General features: G+C 68.1%; 16 protein-coding genes and 1 pseudogene. 12 read left to right on the top strand and 5 right to left on the bottom strand.

Going from position 1 to position 16,656, the window contains the following annotated elements:
- The first annotated feature begins 152 nt into the window (after window positions 1-152).
- Genes WMF29_RS35115 through WMF29_RS35105 form a run of 3 tightly spaced genes read left to right on the top strand, consistent with a single transcriptional unit; the run spans window position 153 to window position 2,484 of the window.
- Window positions 153-692, top strand: a complete 540-nt coding sequence (locus WMF29_RS35115) for a hypothetical protein (RefSeq protein ID WP_437324466.1) — start codon at window positions 153-155, stop codon at window positions 690-692.
- Window positions 689-1,381 carry a hypothetical protein gene (locus WMF29_RS35110; protein ID WP_437324465.1) on the top strand — a complete coding sequence of 231 codons (693 nt, stop codon included), beginning with the start codon at window positions 689-691 and terminating at the stop codon, window positions 1,379-1,381. Before WMF29_RS35115 ends, WMF29_RS35110 begins: the two co-directional genes overlap by 4 nt.
- Window positions 1,378-2,484, top strand: a complete 1,107-nt coding sequence (locus WMF29_RS35105; protein WP_437324464.1) for a hypothetical protein — start codon at window positions 1,378-1,380, stop codon at window positions 2,482-2,484. Before WMF29_RS35110 ends, WMF29_RS35105 begins: the two co-directional genes overlap by 4 nt.
- Before the next feature lie 43 nt (window positions 2,485-2,527).
- Here the strand turns inward: WMF29_RS35105 and WMF29_RS35100 are convergent.
- Together WMF29_RS35100 and WMF29_RS35095 are read right to left on the bottom strand one after the other, a co-directional pair.
- Window positions 2,528-2,845: pseudogene (locus WMF29_RS35100) on the bottom strand (hypothetical protein); the annotation flags it as partial.
- 33 nt (window positions 2,846-2,878) lie between these two features.
- Window positions 2,879-3,601, bottom strand: a complete 723-nt coding sequence (locus WMF29_RS35095) for a hypothetical protein (RefSeq protein WP_437324463.1) — start codon at window positions 3,599-3,601, stop codon at window positions 2,879-2,881.
- Window positions 3,602-4,611: 1,010 nt separating this feature from the next.
- Here WMF29_RS35095 and WMF29_RS35090 point away from each other — a divergent pair.
- The 5 genes from WMF29_RS35090 (at window position 4,612) to WMF29_RS35070 (ending at window position 9,189) form a co-directional block, all read left to right on the top strand.
- Window positions 4,612-5,520: a pirin family protein gene (locus tag WMF29_RS35090; protein ID WP_437324462.1), complete on the top strand. Its 909-nt coding sequence runs from the start codon at window positions 4,612-4,614 to the stop codon at window positions 5,518-5,520.
- A 96-nt stretch (window positions 5,521-5,616) separates the two neighbouring features.
- A complete protein-coding gene (locus tag WMF29_RS35085) occupies window positions 5,617-6,012 on the top strand; it encodes a GFA family protein (protein WP_437324461.1) in 396 nt (131 codons plus the stop codon).
- A gap of 105 nt (window positions 6,013-6,117) precedes the next feature.
- Window positions 6,118-6,492, top strand: a complete 375-nt coding sequence (locus WMF29_RS35080; RefSeq protein WP_012239228.1) for a BlaI/MecI/CopY family transcriptional regulator — start codon at window positions 6,118-6,120, stop codon at window positions 6,490-6,492.
- Complete coding sequence (locus tag WMF29_RS35075) at window positions 6,489-7,919, top strand: M56 family metallopeptidase (RefSeq protein WP_437324460.1); 1,431 nt, start codon at window positions 6,489-6,491, stop codon at window positions 7,917-7,919. The genes WMF29_RS35080 and WMF29_RS35075 overlap by 4 nt, the downstream gene beginning before the upstream one ends.
- Before the next feature lie 202 nt (window positions 7,920-8,121).
- On the top strand, window positions 8,122-9,189 hold the full coding sequence (locus WMF29_RS35070; RefSeq protein ID WP_437324459.1) for a hypothetical protein: 1,068 nt from the start codon (window positions 8,122-8,124) through the stop codon (window positions 9,187-9,189).
- Between the two features lie 65 nt (window positions 9,190-9,254).
- On the opposite strand, the gene WMF29_RS35065 is transcribed toward WMF29_RS35070, so the two are convergent.
- Complete coding sequence (locus WMF29_RS35065) at window positions 9,255-9,785, bottom strand: hypothetical protein (RefSeq protein WP_437324458.1); 531 nt, start codon at window positions 9,783-9,785, stop codon at window positions 9,255-9,257.
- A 487-nt stretch (window positions 9,786-10,272) separates the two neighbouring features.
- Window positions 10,273-10,956, bottom strand: coding sequence for a hypothetical protein (locus WMF29_RS35060; protein ID WP_437324457.1), 684 nt, complete (start codon window positions 10,954-10,956; stop codon window positions 10,273-10,275).
- A gap of 542 nt (window positions 10,957-11,498) precedes the next feature.
- Here WMF29_RS35060 and WMF29_RS35055 point away from each other — a divergent pair.
- The 4 genes from WMF29_RS35055 to WMF29_RS35040 are packed head-to-tail and all read left to right on the top strand — an operon-like array spanning window position 11,499 to window position 15,073.
- The gene (locus WMF29_RS35055; protein ID WP_437324456.1) at window positions 11,499-12,194 is read left to right on the top strand and encodes a hypothetical protein; all 696 of its coding nucleotides are present in this window, start codon (window positions 11,499-11,501) and stop codon (window positions 12,192-12,194) included.
- Window positions 12,195-12,213: 19 nt separating this feature from the next.
- On the top strand, window positions 12,214-12,723 hold the full coding sequence (locus tag WMF29_RS35050) for an RNA polymerase sigma factor (protein ID WP_437324455.1): 510 nt from the start codon (window positions 12,214-12,216) through the stop codon (window positions 12,721-12,723).
- Window positions 12,720-13,487, top strand: coding sequence for a DUF4384 domain-containing protein (locus WMF29_RS35045; RefSeq protein ID WP_437324454.1), 768 nt, complete (start codon window positions 12,720-12,722; stop codon window positions 13,485-13,487). The genes WMF29_RS35050 and WMF29_RS35045 overlap by 4 nt, the downstream gene beginning before the upstream one ends.
- Window positions 13,484-15,073, top strand: coding sequence for a caspase family protein (locus WMF29_RS35040; protein WP_437324453.1), 1,590 nt, complete (start codon window positions 13,484-13,486; stop codon window positions 15,071-15,073). The genes WMF29_RS35045 and WMF29_RS35040 overlap by 4 nt, the downstream gene beginning before the upstream one ends.
- Window positions 15,074-15,256: 183 nt before the next feature.
- Here WMF29_RS35040 and WMF29_RS35035 read toward each other — a convergent pair whose 3' ends face one another.
- Window positions 15,257-16,420, bottom strand: a complete 1,164-nt coding sequence (locus WMF29_RS35035) for an SBBP repeat-containing protein (RefSeq protein ID WP_437324452.1) — start codon at window positions 16,418-16,420, stop codon at window positions 15,257-15,259.
- Between the last annotated feature and the right edge of the window lie 236 nt (window positions 16,421-16,656).

Below are 16,656 nucleotides of genomic sequence, written 5' to 3'. Positions count from 1 at the left end.
GCAGCTGCGCACTGGCGCACGCTCTGGACGGTACGACCCACGTCCATGGTGGTGCCCTCGTCTAGATTCGGTTTGACGCCCAATCCTGTTTTCAGAAGAATGGCCCGCATCGCCACTTTGCTCGCGCGTTTCCGAAGACGGTGAGGGAGACGATGAGGACGACAGGCCGGCAGAGCGCATCGTCGGCAGTGTTCGCTCTCCTGCTCAGTGTCGTTCCGACGCAGGCAGACGCATCCGAGCTGAGTGCCGGAATTAGCTTCGGGGGGATCCAGGCTGGCACCGTGACGCACCTGGCGGTGAGTCCGCACGCGGGAATATCGTGGCGCATCAACGGCAACATCCTATTCAATGTTCACGATCTGCTCAGCGTCGTGCCTCCAATCCAGATAGGTGGGGCCGGTGTCTACAATAGCACCATCGCCGCTCTCGGATATGGTTGGAAGAATGGCGATTTCAGCGCTGGCCCATCCGTCGCGATCTACTTCATGCCGGCCTGCGGAAGCTCATTGTGTGGGCACGTCGCCGGGATGGCGGTAGGCGCGCATGCGCAAACCAACGCGTACGTTGCAGGACCGCTCGGCGTGTCGGTGAGCGTCAATGTGGATTGGGTCGGCGGGAGCAGCCTTGTGCTCCCAGGCTACGTGTCCGTGCTTGTCGTCGTCGGTCCTGTGCTTCGATGGAGCATAAGATGAACGCAAAGAGAATTCTCCTGATAATTGTGGGTTTTGCCATCTGCATCCTGGCGGCATGCAACTGGACGGTAGGAGACTGCTATCCCCGCGAGGACTGGGTGAAGGGTGAAGGTGCAGGTGGACCAGTCGGGCCGCCCGTTCCTGTCTTCACCTCCGTCGCGTCGGGGGACTTCGGGGCGGAGCCGCCGGAAGGCGGCGAGCGCAAGATCCAGTGCAACAAGACGGAGGACGAAGAAGAGGAGGAGGAAGAAGCGCGCCCGACTCCGAGCCCGGAGAAGCCGGCAGATCCCTGCCAGCAGAGCGGCGCTCCGAGCATGGGGTGCACCGGTACTAAACCGATTGACCCGCGGGCGTTCAATTTTGTTACGATCGTCGCCGACGACGGGACCGTGAGCGGTTGGCAGGAGGCAAAGGCAAATCTGTTTTTTGGTCACAATCAAGAGGGCGACGACGCGTGTGTGATTCGCATCGGGATGCCTATCCGAAGTGAGATCTGGGGCAAGATCTCACCGGACAGGGCAGCATCCATCAGCGCTGATGTGACGAATGCGTCGGCGAGAGAATTGTACGAGAACCAAGGGGGCGAGGATCTTCCGCCTGGCATATTCTGCGATCGACTCAGAAGCGAGATGAGAATACGGTTTGCGAAAAGATACGATGGTCTCGGTGCTAGGGTAATGAGTCCATGAAACACGACCTGGGTGAGCTGCTAGATCTTGTCTACAGATACTATCCACGCGGGGTTGGGATAACCCATGATGTCGACGAACAGCTCCGCAACAAAACCGAAGATCACGCCCGGCTAGTGGCCGCGCGGATCCAGGCTGCAAAGGACGAGCGCTGGCACGCCATGCGGCGTCGCATCGGGGAACGCTTTCCCGGTATGCTCACGGACCAGTCGTTACATCTCCACAGTGGTGGCTGCGATGGTTGCTATTCATTTACGATCGATCTGCCACAGTCTGCCGGCCGAACGCTCTGGTTTGAAGTGAGCTTTCTCGCTCCTTACTACATCATCCACAGTCCTCGCACGGTCGAAATAGTGAAGGATCTGAGGGATGCTTTCTCGATCACCTTCCGGGACATGCTGTTCATCGTGTCTCGAAGCCCGCTCGATCCGAGGCTCATCTCAAACCCGGACCATGAACGCCCAAGGACCGTCACCATAACGCGGCAATACGTCACCTTCGATCTGTCGCCTGACGAGCAGCCGTACGCGGACTGGATCGCCCACGAGATCGAAGCAACCTTCGGTTGTGAGCGCATGCCGCCAGAGGTCGGAACCGTACTCGTGCCGGCTGTGGCGACGAATCTGCGGATTCCTGGGGAAGTCAGGCTCTACGACTGCCTGTTTTCGGATCACCACACATGGGTGAAGCCATCGCCGTCCGAAGTGTCGGCACCCCGTGCAAAGGTCGATGAGAGCAGCCTCACGGAACGGTTCGTTGCGGTGCTTACTGTGCTCCGGGCGCATCACCAGATTGGATGGACTCTCAGGTGGCCTGCGATGGTTCGAAGATTGCCGGAGTCAGAACGACAGTCGGCAGCGGTTTTTTTGTCAGCGTCGACGGATGGCTTTCTGCACAAGGTCAAGATGCTGGAGGAGCTTGCGCGCATGCGCCCGCACGACGAATCGCCGGAGACTCTCCGCGCCATGGCTGCCAAGCGTGAGCTCGAAGCGCTGGTCGCTTCGTGGGACGGTGAAGGCGAGCCGCCGGCCTCCATGGTTGCTTGGGCCTCCAGCTTCCTGGATAGCTGGCTCGTGGACTCGGATTCCGAAGCTCCCTCGTAGCTTCGTGGAGCTCTGCGCCGTTCTCGCCGGGACGTGACTTCGGCTATTCGGGAAAGCGAAGCGTCGGGTGGGCCTCGCCGCTCTCTCCCACCGTCGTGCTGCCATCGTGGTTCCAGCTCATGCCGCCCTTGCCCGGCTGTCCGGTCTCGATGGTCACGCCCTCGAGCGTGAGCTGGTCCTCGTCGACGTAGGCGACGCCGATGGAGTCGCCGCCGCGCCCTGGGCCGCCGTAGCCGCCGGGCCCACCGTCGCCTCCACGGCCGCCGAGACAGGAGTAAAACCCATCCCCCAGCGCTCCGCCCCGTACGTCTCGCCCGCCTCGGCCGCCTCGCTGGGGTTCCCCGCCGTCGCCACCGCTGCCGTCGTGAGTGTTGAGGTTGAGAGCATCACCGGCTTACCATGCGTCTGAAAAAAGGCAATCGTATAGCCTGGCCTCTCCCAAACGTCGTAGATTGGTCGCCACGTCCGGCACGACCACGTTGCCGACCTCCGGCGGCATGCGCTCGTATCCCCATGTCGCTTCGATCTCTTGGGCGATCCCTGTAGCGTACGGCTGCTCATCGGGCGATAGCTCAAAGGAGATGACCTGCCTCGTGGGTTTATCTTCCATCGAAGGTGGTTCAACAAGCTCGGGCTTGACCAGCTTGATCAGCTTGCCAACCCAGGCGGGCAGGATGTAGGCCGTATCATGGACGAAGATCGTGACGGCACGAGGTGGCGTCGCGCGGAGCGATTTCTTCCTCTCGATCCCCTCGAGATCATCAACGAGGCGCGAGCTGTAGACGATGTAATAAGGGACCAGAAAGCTCACCCTCAATTCGACTGCATGTCGGTGTTCTCCGGTGGCCTTCGGAAGATAGAGAGAACCGGAATAACAGCCGTCGTGACTTCCCATCGTGAGATGAACTGAGAAATTGTCGACCTCGTTCTCGGGGAACTGCTCACGCAGGCGCCGCAACATGCCAAGCCACCGTTCGCAATCGGCGCCGGCTCGGCGACGTGCGTCCACCAGCTGTCGATCCTCTTCTGTTTGTACGCGACCAAGATCCTCGTACGGAACTCGCCGAGGGTAGTAGCGATATACGACGTTGAACAACTCCTCGGCCCCGTGCTTCATGGCTGTATGACTCTTGACCCATCCACGCGCTTGCGGAGGCTGATGTCAATCTCATCATTTGGCATGGTGCAGTAGATTCCTCGCGGAATGGTGGGGTTTGCCCTCATTGTTTACGCGAAGCTTTGGTCACCACGTCGGCACTGACGCGCGCGGTCTCGTTTGCTGGAGTCTGCCCCTGAAATTTTGTTTCGCAGTGGCATCCCGAATGTCATCTGTGGACATTTTCAGAACTCTGGATGAATCTCGGTCCACCGCTTGGCCTTCAGACTAACGGTGGCTTTTGCCGAGAAGCAGACTCGTTCTTGAGCTCATCTATAGTTCCCTTTGGCGTCGCCCGGAGAACGTGGCGATGCAACCAATTCTTCTGATGGCAGGATTGGGCGTCAAATGCAATCTAGAGGAGGCATCCCAACGCACATGGGTCGTGCCGTCCAGAGCGTGGGCCACTGCGCAGCTGTCTGCGGTGCCCGTCTTCGTCAGCCTGCTGTCAATGGCGGTCTGTCCACGTGGCCAGAGAGCGCACGGACGGCGGTGCGCCTGGGCTGCACGAGGTCGCCCGCGTGCCAGCGCCACGAGCGAGCGCGACCCGCCGCGACGCCCTGGGCGGGCCGCCGCCGCGGTTGACGGCGCGCCGGCGGTCGCGCTCCGAGTTGCACGACATCGCTCGTGCGCCCGAACGTGGGGGGCACACGACAGCGTCTCGTTCCCGAAGCGCGCACAGAAGAGTCCCCGCAGCGCTGCGGGAGCGCGTCCTCGCGAACACGCAGAGCCCCGGGCCCCCAGTCGAGCTCGTACAGGCCCGGACCATTCCATGTTCTGCCCGTCGCTGCCCCGCGCGACGGGCACCCTCCCCGGGGGCCGGGCGGCTCGGCACCACCTAACACGCAGCCAGGCAAACACCTGGGCCATGAGGCGCTCGACATCCGGAGCTCCTCCTGGGCTAGGGTAGCGATCGCTGGACCGAGGCGACGCCCCGCGCACCCCCGCCCAGCGCTGCGAAGGAGCCCCCGATGAGCCTTTATGCCGACCATGAACCCGCCTGCGTGGACTCGCCCACCGACGCCATCGAGCTCGTCATCGACGCGCGCTCCCGCGATCTGGGCGGCTTCTCGGTGCGGCGCGTGCTGCCGTCGGTCCGCCGCCGGCTCGTCGGCCCGTTCGTCTTCTTCGACCACATGGGCCCTGCGCGCTTCACGGTTGGACAGGGCATCTCGGTGCGCCCGCACCCGCACATCGGGCTCGCGACGCTGACGTACCTGTTCGAGGGGGAGATCCTCCACCGCGACAGCCTCGGCACGGCGCAGCCGATCCGGCCGGGCGACGTCAACTGGATGGTCGCCGGGCGCGGCATCGTCCACTCCGAGCGCGGCGACCTGGCGCACGAGACGCACCTCCACGGCGTCCAGTGCTGGCTCGCGCTGCCGATGGAGCACGAGGAGGACGCTCCCCGCTTCGAGCACCACCCGGCGGCGACGATCCCCGTCGTCACCCGGGACGGCGCCGTGCTGCGCGTGATCGCGGGGGAGGCCTACGGCGCGCGCTCGCCGGTCGGCGTCCTGTCGCCGACGCTCTACGTGCACGCGGAGCTCGACGCGGGCGCGACGCTCCCGCTGCCCGAGGAGCACGCGGCGCGCGCAGCCTACGTGATCGACGGGTCGGTCGGCTGCGAGGGCCAGCGCTTCGGCGAGGGGACGATGCTCGTGTTCCGCGCCGGAGCGCAGCCGGCGCTCCGCGCGCTCTCGCAGAGCCGCGTGATGCTCCTCGGCGGCGCCCCGCTCGACGGCGACCGCCACATCCTGTGGAACTTCGTCTCGAGCTCGCCGGAGCGCATCGAGCGGGCGAAGCAGGACTGGAAGGCCGGGCGCTTCCCCAGGGTGCCGGGCGACGATATCGAGTTCATCCCGTTCCCCGACGGGTGAGGGGGCGCGAGGGCCAGAGCGGCGCTCCCAGACGCCGCGTTCGAGGGAGCCAGAGCGGCGCTCCCGGGCGCCGCGTTCGAGAGAGGTAGACGGGCCATGTTGAACGGAGCTTGTTATTGCGGTGCCGTGCGCTTCGAGGTCGACGACGCGTTCGGCTACGCCTTCTACTGCCATTGCTCGAGGTGCCGGAGGCGCACCGGCGCCGCCTGCGCCGCCGTCGGCGGGATCGAGATCGACAGGCTCCGCGTCACCGCAGGGCGGGAGCACCTGCTCCGGGTCGGCGAGTCCGAGGACGGGTACCGCTGCCTCTGCAAGCAGTGCTTCTCGCCCGTGTACGACGTCGTCCGCGAGCAGCGGTTCGCTCACGTGCAGCTCGGCACGCTCGACGGCGCGCCGACGAAGGGGCCCGATCACCACATCTACGTCGGCTCGAAGGCGCCCTGGCACCGGATCACGGACGCCTTCCCCCAGTTCGAGGAGCTGCCGACGTAGCGCGCGGCTCGACCCGGGCTCGGGATCCCGGCGGCCGTCCCCCCGGAACTCAGACGACTACATTTGTAGTTGACGGACGGCCGCCCATGAACGACACTTGTCGTCGTGGGAACCGAAGCGCTGACCGATCTGCAGCTCGCCGTGATGAAGGCCCTCTGGGCCGTCGGGGAAGGCTCCGTCGGGGATGTCGTCTCGGCGATGGCGGAGGACGGGCGGGAGCTCGCTCCCACGACGGTGGCGACCTTGCTGCAGCGGCTCAGCCAGCAGGGGTGGGTGGAGCGCAAGCGGTCTGGCAGGCAGTTCGTGTACCGCGCGTCGGTCGACCAGAAGGAGGCGGCGAGGGGCGTGCTCCACCGCGTGCTCCGCTCGTTCTTCGGCGGCAGGGCGTCGGCCCTCACCGCGCAGCTCCTGGAGTCGGAGCAGCTCAGCCCTGAAGAGCTCGAGGAGATGCAGCGGCTGATCAAGGAGAAAGGCGCGTGATCCTGGCGCTCCACCTGCTCGCAGGGCCGGGCACCTGGTCCGGCATGGCGGCCCTCTGGCTGGCGCTGCTGCTCACCTGTTCGGCCCACGCCGCGGTGTGGACCGGGGCGGCGGCGCTCCTGGCTCGCCGCAGATCCCTGTCGTCCTCCACGCGGCACCTGCTCTGGAAGATGGCGCTGTTCGGCCCGCTCGCGACGATGCTGCTCGCGGCGGCGATGTCGTGGGGCTTCGAGCGCGCGCCCGGCGACACGGCATCTCCTGGAGAGATCGCTGTCCTGTCGCTCGAGGACGCTCCCGCGCCGGCGGTCCTCGATGCCGCGCCGGAGATGGGCGGTTCGACCAGGGAGAGCGCCGGCGCCGCATCGCCGGCGCGGCGCGCGGGGGGAAGCCCGGGGTGGAGCCTGCTCGCTGCGTGCACGGCCGGAGCGGCCGCGCTGGGGCTGCTGCGGTTCGCCACGTCGGCGCTGCTGCTGTGGCGTGGCCTCCGCGGGCGCAGGGAGGTGCAAGACGCGCGGCTGCTCCAGCGGCTGGAGTGGCTGCGCGCCCGGGCCGGGCTGCGCCGGGTCGCGCTGACGGAGAGCGCCGGCATCGGCAGCCCGCTCGTGATCGGAGCCTCCGAGATCTGCATACCGCTGGCGAGGCTCGCAGCCCTCACCGACGCCGAGGTCGATGCCGTGTTCGCGCACGAGCTGGCGCACATCGAGCGCCGCGACGGGCTGTGGTTTCCGGCCGCTGGCCTCGTGCAGTCGGTCCTGTGGGCGAATCCTCTCGTGCACTGGGCGTCGTCCCGCTTCCGCCAGACAGCGGAGCTGGCCTGTGACGATCGCGCCGTCGAGCTCACGGGGGATCCCCTCGGTCTGGCGCGCGCGCTGGTCCAGGTCGCGTCGGGCGCGTCGCTCGCCCCGCGGCGCGCGCTGGTCCCGGCCATGGCGCGCTCGTCCGGCGCGCTCCTTCCGCGCGTCAGGCGCCTCCTGCATGCGGGGAGCCGGGCGCGATCCACGCCGAGCCCTCGGGGCCGGCGGCGGGCCATCGCCGGCCTCGCCGCGGCCGGCGTGATGGCGGCGGGCCTGAGCGTCCAGGTCGCGCGCGCGCGGCCGCCGCTGCTCGCGGCAGGCGCGGGCGACGCGCTCGCGCGGGATCGCGGCGCTGCCCTCGACGCGACGGCATCGCCGCCCGACGCGGCCGCCGCGAGCGAGCAGATGGTCGAGCTCGCGCGCCGCGAGCAGGAGATCGAGGCGCGGCTCGAGGAGGCGCTGCTCCTCCCCGACGCGCAGCGCGAGGACACCCAGGCTGCCGTTCTGGTGCTCGAGCTGCGCCAGGAGCTGAGGCACGCGCGCGCCGCGAAGGCCTGGATCGAGGAGCGATTCGTCGACGAATGGACGACGTGGGAGAGGCGCCCGCGGGCGTCCGGCAGCGCGCCTCGATAGCGCGCTCCGCACACCCCACGGGCCTGTCCAGAACAGGCCGAGAATCCCCCTCGTTTTGCAGCCATTTTCAGCGGGGAAATTGAACAGGGAGGCGGGGAAACAGGGAGTATTTGAAGGTTTCCCTCCCCGTCTCCCCGTCTCCCCGTCTCCCTCTGAATTTCCGAAGAAACTGAGGGGATACCTCAGCAGAACAGGAGCTGACATGTCGATCATGAACAGGACGCCGAGCGTTCGGCGCACGGCTGCGCGCTCGGCGCGTGCGGGGTTGACCGCCCGGGCTCTCTGCGCGGTTGCGACGATCGGGCTGACGGCCGCCGGCTGCGCTCGCACGGAGGTCGTCACCCTGGAGCGCACGGGACAGCCCATCACCGTCCACAGGCCGGCGCTGTATCCGGAGACGATCGAATTCGACAGCAGCAGAGGCAAATTCCTTGTGAGCTCGTTCAGGGAGGGGGCGATCTACGCGGTGGACGGCGACGGCGGCGTCTCCCGTGTCGTCGACGACCCACGCCTCTGCTCGGTGCTCGGCATCGCCGTGGACGTCGAGCGGGGGCGCCTCTGGGCGGTGAGCTCCGATCTCGGCGCGAGCGTCAAGCCGTCTGCCGCGGGGCCGAAGAACGTGGCCGCCGTGGGCGTCTACGATCTCTCCACGGGCAAGGCCATCCACTACGTGGATCTCGCGCCGCTGTCCCCCGGCGCTCACCTCGTGAACGGCATCGCCCTGGACTCGGCCGGCAATGCCTATGTGACCGACAGCTTCTCGCCGACCATCTACAAGGTCGATTCGCAGGGCAACGCGGCCGTCTTCCTGCAGGACGAGCGATTCACCGGCGATGGGATCAACCTCAACGGGGTGGTCGTCCACCCCGACGGCTATCTGCTGGTCGTCAAGAAGAGCGATGGCAGCTTGTTCAAGGTGCCCCTCGCGAACCCCTCGCGGTTCTCCAGGGTCGATGTCGCCGAGCGGTTCGTGGGCGGAGACGGGCTGACCCTGGTGGGGAAGAAGGATCTCGTGGTCGTCGCGAACCAGGCCGCGGGCGTCGCGTCGAACGCGGCGTTCTCGCTGTCGAGCGAGGACGGCTGGAGCACCGCGAGGTTGCGCGCGGTCCAGCGGCTCGGCGACGTCTATCCGACGACCGGCGTGCTCCGGGATGGAAAGCTCTATGTCATCTACAGCAAGCTGAACGAGCTCATCCAGTCGTCTCCGGAGCAGCGAGAGCGGCTGCAGGTGGAGGCGACGATCCAGCAGATCGGGAGCGCAGCGCTGTAGCCGCGGCGCGCCTCGCGGCCGGCCCGGGGCGGGCGGGGGCCTGCGGGGCGCGCCTTGCGGTGGCGTCAGGGCTGCGCTTCGCCCTCGCCTTGGTCATCGTCCGTGTTGCCGAGATCGGGGCATTTCTGCGCGATGAGGTCGCACGCCGCGACGGGGGCCTCGAGCGCGCTCGTCGCGGAGTCGCAGCTGAGCGCTCGGACCTTCTCGGCGTTCGCAAGCATGCACGCCTCGTATTCGGCCACCGTCGCGGTGCAGCCGACGCGCGACTCGGCCGGCGGCAGACAGCTCGCCGTGGCCGTATCGTCCGCTCGCGCCGGCGGCTGCTGGCCCTCGGCCAGGCACTTGTCCCTCACGACGGTGCACTCCTGCCCGACCGTGGACCACAGGAGTCCGACGAACTCGCAGGTGTCCTCCCTGGTGAGCACGAGGCTCGGCGTGAGCGACTGGCACGTGGTGTCTTCGTCCGCGGTCGTCAGGTCCTTGAGCTGCTTGCTGCTCAGCGCGGCGGGGATCGGAGCGGCCGCCACGTCCTTGCCGCCCCAGAGGACGAGCGACAGGAAGGCCGAGAGTGCTCCGAGTCGAATCAGTCGATTCATTCGTTCTCTCCCTTGTACGAGCGGCCGGCTCCGGCCGCGGACGGGCTCGGAGCAACCGACGTACCCGGGGCCGCGTTGTGCACGACGGGGCCGCGCGGGTCTCCGTCGCCGCCCGCGGCGCGACGATCGAGGACCAGGCGCTCACGGGTCTTCCAGGCTTCTCTCCATTCGCGATCGCGCGCTCTGGCGGGATCCCATCCAATCCACCCTGGCGGACTGTCCTTCGGTGTGTGTGTGCGCGCGCTCGCCGGCGCGGGCAGGATCGGTACAGGGCCGCTCGCCCCGCCATGGCGGCGAAGGGCTCACAGGGGAGGGCGCTCTGGTGCTCGGATGAAGTGAATACGAGCCATCCGGCGCAAGGACGCCAGGGAGAGAAAATCCTGGCTCTCTTGGCGGCCTTGGCGTCCCGGTGAACTCCCGACACGCGCTGCCGCGCCGGCCGCGGCGAGCGCCGCGCCGGAGCGAAGGGCGGCCGGGGGCGGGGCCGTCAGAAGAGGTCCCGCTCTCCGCCCGGATACACGAAGGAGCTGCGGGGCGAGTACCATGAGGCGGTCTTCACCACCTGGATCGGGCTCCCGGGCCGGAGCGCGTACACCGGATGATCCTTCGCGAGGAACTCGACGGCGAGGAGCTCGTACGGGTCGGCCATGTCCGCGATATAGGGGTAGTTGCCGGCGACGAGCCGCCCGCCGACCTTCGTCACGTAGGCGAGGTGGCCGCGCGCGACCACGGCGATCTTGTTGCCGACGAGCGCCCTGGTCCGGATGATGGGCACGCCGTCGACCGAGGTGGTCGCCACGAGCTCTCTGCCGTGCAGCTCGAGCGTCGTCGCCCCGGGCGACGCCGGCACGCCGCGCTCGCGCACGTACTGGCGCACCGTCTCGGAGGAGTTGAAGTAGTGCGTGAAGAACCGGGCCGGGCTCCCGCCGTCGGGCGTCGTGTGATCCGCGAGATCCAGCCCCAGGTAGGTGAGCGAATAGGCGCCGAAGCCGGAGGTCTGCTCCGGTTTGTCGACCACGTACTGGTTCATGTAGATGGCCTTGTTCTCCGCCGGCCTGATGCCGTCCGGCAGGAGCGCCGCGGCGGCGGCCGGATCCGCTGGGACCCAGCTCGAATAGAGCATACGGCTGTCGATGACCATCTGCGGCGCGGCGAGCTTCGACTCCGACATGGTGCTTTCCTTCTCCCCCCGGGGAGACGAGCAGTATCACAACTCGGCGCCCGGCGACCCGCCTCGACGGCCGCCGGGCGGCACGCCTGTGAGCGACCTCGGCCCGCCGCGCGACTTTGTAACAGCTGTTATCCAATCCCCCGTCCTGGGTCGAGCGAGGGGCTCAGGCGTGGGTGTGCGTCGTCCCTTCGCGCTCGAGGCGACCGGCGCGAGCGCCCGCTTCAGGGCGTCGCTCGGTTGGGTGATGGGGAGGCAAAAGTACAGTGACGATGGAAGATGAACAATCGACATCGAGCCGTGCCCAAACAGGGACCCCTGCGGTCTCTCCATGTCGAAGGGGCCAGCGAAGGCGGGTCCCCTCTGGGGCGCCGCGCTGCACCGAACGGCGGGCGTCCCGCCGTGCATCCAGGAGAGCTCCGTCGGCGGCGCGACCGCACCACGGCGGCGACAGCGCGCGCTGCGCGCGGCGTCCTCTCGCGGATGGCTGGTTTGCTCGTTCACCAGGGCTCGTTGTTCTTTTTTTCTTCTCAAGGAGAGATGTCATGAAGCATCGTTCGATTGTCTCTTGTGCGCTCCCGCTCCTGCTCGCCGCGTGCGGCGACCCCCAGGTCGGCTCCGAGTATCCGGGCGAGGCCCTCCTGACGGTCGAGGGCACGATCGTCAATGAGCTCGACGTCGCGCCGACGGGGCCGGTGGACGCCGTGCTGGTCTGGAACACCCAGGGCGATGTCGAGAACTTCCCCGTCCAGACGGCGGTGACCGGGAGCTTCCCCGCGAGCTTCACGCTGTCGATCCATGCGCCCCCGCCGGAGAGCGCGCTCAACGATTTCAGCGAGTTCGGCGTCGTGGACACCCGGGTCGGCATCGCCACCGTCGAAGCGGCGCTCGACGAGGCCTCGGCCGGGGAGGGCACCTCGCTCGGCGTCGATGAGGACCATGTGATCGTGTACGTCGAGAGCGAGATGGCGGAAGACAGCTTCTGGTCGAATCTCTTCGGAGGACGGCTCTCCCCCGGATTCCATGTCATGGATGTGGTCAGCCGCGAAGGCGACGTGGACGCAGAGCTGCAAGCGGCGTTCGACGCCTGCGACGCCGCGGCGACGACGGAGGCGGAGCACAACGCCTGCGCCGGCTATGACGTGAAGATCAAGATCCGTCCCTCCGCCGACGGGTCGAGCGCGTCGCTCACCGTCCGGATGGCGCCTGCCGAGGATTTGACGTACCCCGACTGGCACTGATCGTGGTACACGCTCGGACGTGGAGGATCGCGAGGCGCTGGTGTCGCTGATCGAGGCGGCCTACCGGCAGCATGGGCACATCGTGCTGCGCCGGGCGCGGCGGCTCCTCGGGAACGAGCAGGAGGCGCGGGAGATCCTCCAGGATGTCTTCGCCTCCCTGCTCGGCGAGCCCGGGCAGCTCGACGGCAAGGGCCCGATGGTGGGCTGGCTCTACGGCGCCACCACGCACGCGTGCCTGAACCGCATCCGCGATCACAAGAACCGGCTGCGGCTCCTCGACACCCACGTTGCACCCCTGCAGCAGGAGAGCGCGGCGGCGTCCGCCGAGAACGCCCTCCTCACGCGGGAGCTCCTCGCGCAGCTCCCGGGCGACCTCGCGCAGGTCGCCGTCCACTATTACTCCGATGAGATGACCCACGAGGAGATCGCGCGCGTGATGGGCTGTTCCCGTCGGCACGTCGGCAATCTGCTGGAGCGGCTGAAGGCCACGCTCTCCGACCAGATGAGAGAAGGGAGTTCGAGTCCATGACGCCAGCGCGACCCGAAGGGTGCCTCTCGGAGCTGAAGCTCGACGAGCTCATGGCGGGCCAGCTCGACGCGGCCGCGGCGCAGGAGGCGAGCGCGCACGTGGCTGGCTGTTCGCGGTGCTCGGCGCGGCGCTCCGAGATGGAGGCGGCGCGGGCCTCGTTCACGGCGTCGGCGCCGCCCCTGCGGCTCGCCCGCGGCGCCCCGGCGGCCCGCGCCGCGGAGAAGGTCCGCCCGCCGCGCCGGTGGCTTGCGCCCGCGGCGGCGAGCGCGCTCGCGGCGGCGGCGGCGGCGCTCTTCTTCTTCCGCTTCCACGCCGGGCCGGAGGGACGAGACGCGGAGCTCCCCGGAGAGCGCATCAAGGGCGCGGAGCGCATCGGCTTCTACGTCAAGCGCGGCGGGAGCGTCCTGCCCGGCGGCGCCGGCGAGCGGCTCCAGCCCGGCGACGCGATCCAGTTCACGTACTCCAGCGCGGAGGCGCGATATCTCGCGATCCTGAGCGTCGACGGGGCCTCCCAGGCGAGCGTCTATTATCCGAGCGGTCCTGTCGCGGCGCGGATCGAGCCAGGCCGGGAGGTCCTCCTCCCCCAGAGCACGGTGCTCGACGACACGCTCGGCACCGAGCGCATCTTCGGGCTGTTCTGCTCGGAGGCGATCGCGGTCGAGCCGCTCCGGGCCGCGCTCGCGGCTCACCCCGACGCGCCGCCCGCCCCGCCGGGCTGCGACGTCGACGCGCTCACGGCGGAGAAGGTCGCGGCGTCGCCGTGATCGGCCGTCCCAGAGCGGCGCTCGCCGCCGCGGCGTGCGGTCTGGCCGCCGCCGCCTCGGCGGCCCCGGCCGAGGCGCGTATCGAGCGCTTCGCTGTGCTCATCGGCAACAACGCCGGAGAGAAGGGCGAGGTCGAGCTCCGGTACGCCGAGGACGACGCGGCGAAGATGTACGATGTGCTCAAGGACCTCGGCGGCTTTCCCCCGGCGAACCTGGTGCTCCTGCGGAGCGAGGGCGTAGAGACGGTCCGGCGCACGCTCATCACGATGAACGACCGTGTCCGCGCGGCGATATCGAGCCCGGACACCGATGTCCTCTACCTCGTCTATTACTCCGGCCACGCCGACGCGAACGCGCTTCACCTCGGGCCGACGCCGCTCTCGCTGACGGAGTTCGAGCAGCTCGTCCGCGGCTCGGCGGCCTCGGCGCGGCTCTTGATCGTCGACTCGTGCCGCTCCGGGGCGCTGACGCGGGTCAAGGGCGGCACGAGCGCGCCGCCCTTCGTCATCAAGCTCGATCAGCGGCTGGCCGGGCAAGGGATGGTGACGCTCACGTCGAGCTCCGGGAACGAGGACGCTCAGGAGTCCGATGAGCTCAAAGGGTCGTTCTTCACCCATGCGCTCGTCTCGGGGCTGCTCGGGACGGCCGACGCCGATCGAGACGGCGCCGTCTCCCTCGAGGAGGCGTACCGCCATGCGTACGAGAGCACGCTGCGCGCCACGAGCCGCACGTGGGCCGGGGCGCAACACCCCACCTTCCGTTACGACCTCCGCGGCCAGGGCAAGCTCGTCCTGACGGAGCTGCCTGTCCATGCGTCGCTCCGGGGCATGCTCCGATTTCCTGCCGGCAGGGCCTACCTCGTGATGCGGGACTCCAGCGAGGGCGCGGTGGTGGCCGAGGTGGGGGCGAGCGACGCGACGCGGACCGTCAGTCTGCGCCCTGGTCGTTACTTCGTGCGGGGGCGAGGCCCCGACTTTCTCCTGGAGGGGAGCGTCGATGCCGGGGCCGGGCAAACGATGGATGTCGGCGACGAGCGGTTGAGCCGCGTCATGTTCGCGCGGCTCGTGCGCAAGGGCGGCGGCGTCCGCGAGGTCGCGCACGGGCCGGTGGCGGGCTATCAGCTCAGGACGCCCCTTGTCCCGGGGGATTCGCTCTGTCACGGCGGCTTCGTCGGATACGGGATCGAGCTCCAGCACCTCGGCGTCGCGCCCCGGCTCAGCGCGTGCCGCAGCGCCTTCCAGAACGAGCACCTCACGGCGAGCGACGATGAGCTGGGCCTGGACGTGCGCCTGTCCCGCTCCTGGGATCTGCCCGTGATCAGCCTCGGCGTCGGCGTGGACGTCGGCCTGGCCGTCATGAGGCAGCGGTTCGAGACCGCTGGGCGCGCGCCCGACCGCCATGGACTGGCAGGGGCGTTCGGCGTCGATACAGGGGTGAACATCGATCTGGCGGGGGGCTTCTACCTCGGCGTCGAGGCGGCGGCGCAGACGTACGTCTTCAAGCAGCAACGCGCGGGAAGCGACGAGGGCGAGGTCGGCGCCGCGGTGGCCATGCGGCTCCGCATGGGCGTAGGCATGAGCCTTTGACGCCACTAGAGCGGCGGTCACCCGCTTCGGATACGGACCCATCTCGACGTTTTCGGTGCTCAGCGCACGGGAGTGCGCTTGCGCGCCGAAAACGCCGATCTGGGCCCGTCTCCTGTGCGGGTGACCGCCGCTCTAGAGACGCTCAGCGTATTCCCGGCGGCCCGTCGGGCGGATGGCTCAGGGTCATTCGGTGGGCACGTGCAGGACGAATGCGTCCGACGTGGTAAAGAACACGCCGGTGTACCCGGCGACGTACAGATTGCCGTCGGCGTCTGCGGTCGCGGCGAGCGCCGTGTCGGTGCGCGGCGTCCCGATCTCCTTGGTCCATTGCGCTGCGCCGCTCGCGTCGAGCTTGCGCACGTAGACGTCCTCTTCGCCGCTGCTCGTGGATCCCACGAGGTAGACTTCGTCCTTGCCGTCGATGGCCAGGGCAAAGCCGTAGCCGTAGGACGCATTGCCGGCGTGGTGAGTCCATGACGTCGCGCCGCCTGCGTCGAACTTGCGCACGAAGGCTTCTGGGGATCCCTCGTTCGGGCCGCCGACCTCGCCGGCGGTGCTCCCCGCAACATAGAGGTTCCCGCTGCCGTCCACGCGCGCTGCGAAGACGAAGTCGTTCTCCGTGGACCCGAACTGCCGAGTCCATGACGTCGTGCCGCTCGAGTCGAGCTTGCGGACGAAGGCGTCCCGCTGTCCTCGGTCCGAGTCTGCGACGACGCCACCGGAGGTGTATCCGCCGACGTAGGCGTTGCCGCTGCCGTCGACCGCTACGGCCATGGCTTCGTCCTCGTCTGGCCCACCAAACAGCTGAGTCCACGCTGGCGCGCCGTTCGTGTCGATCTTGGTCACGAACGCCTCACCCGTTTCCTGGGGGCCCCCGTAGCTGGTTCCGGCAACATAAGCATTTCCTTGGCCGTCGACAGCCAAGGCGTTTGCCGACTCCGAACGCCACGTGGCAAGCTGCCGTGTCCACAGCGTCGCGCCGCTCGAGTCGAGCTTCCGCACGAACGCGTCGCCAAAGCCTCCGTTGGCACCCTCGAGCCCGCCCCCCGTGGTTCCAGCCACGTAGACGTTGCCGCTGCCGTCGACCGCCACGCCCTTGGCATGGTCGTCGCTCGATGTCCCAAACCGCTGAGTCCACACAACGGATCCATGCGCATCGAGCTTGCGGACGAAGACGTCCGATTCACCGCCGTCCGATCCGAACGCGCCGTAAGTGTTTCCCGCGACGTAAACGTTGCCGCCGCTGTCGACCGCCACGGCAAAGGCCACGTACAAGCCCTCCGAACCGAATTTGAAATAAGGGTCGGCGCATACGGCATCGGCGGTCGCTGTTCCGGGTGTCGCCACACCGCCCTGTGGCCATGAGCTCGAAGCCGGCGCGCAACCCGTCCACGGCGAACACTTGTCCATGTTGGAGGACTGGCTGAAGCTGCCAGACGGGCAGCTCGTGCACTCTCGATCCGTGGCCGCGCTGCCTGCGCGCGAGACGTACGTGCCGGCAGCACACGTGGCCCACGGGGAGCAGCACGTGGCAGGATCACCGTCGTGATCCCAGGTGCCGTCGTTGCAACGCATCTGGGGGG

Origin of the sequence: Sorangium sp. So ce381 (assembly GCF_051473845.1) — a bacterium.
In the GTDB taxonomy this organism is placed as follows: Bacteria; Myxococcota_A; Polyangia; order Polyangiales; family Polyangiaceae; genus Sorangium; species Sorangium atrum.
This window is presented reverse-complemented; position numbering and strand designations above follow the sequence as displayed.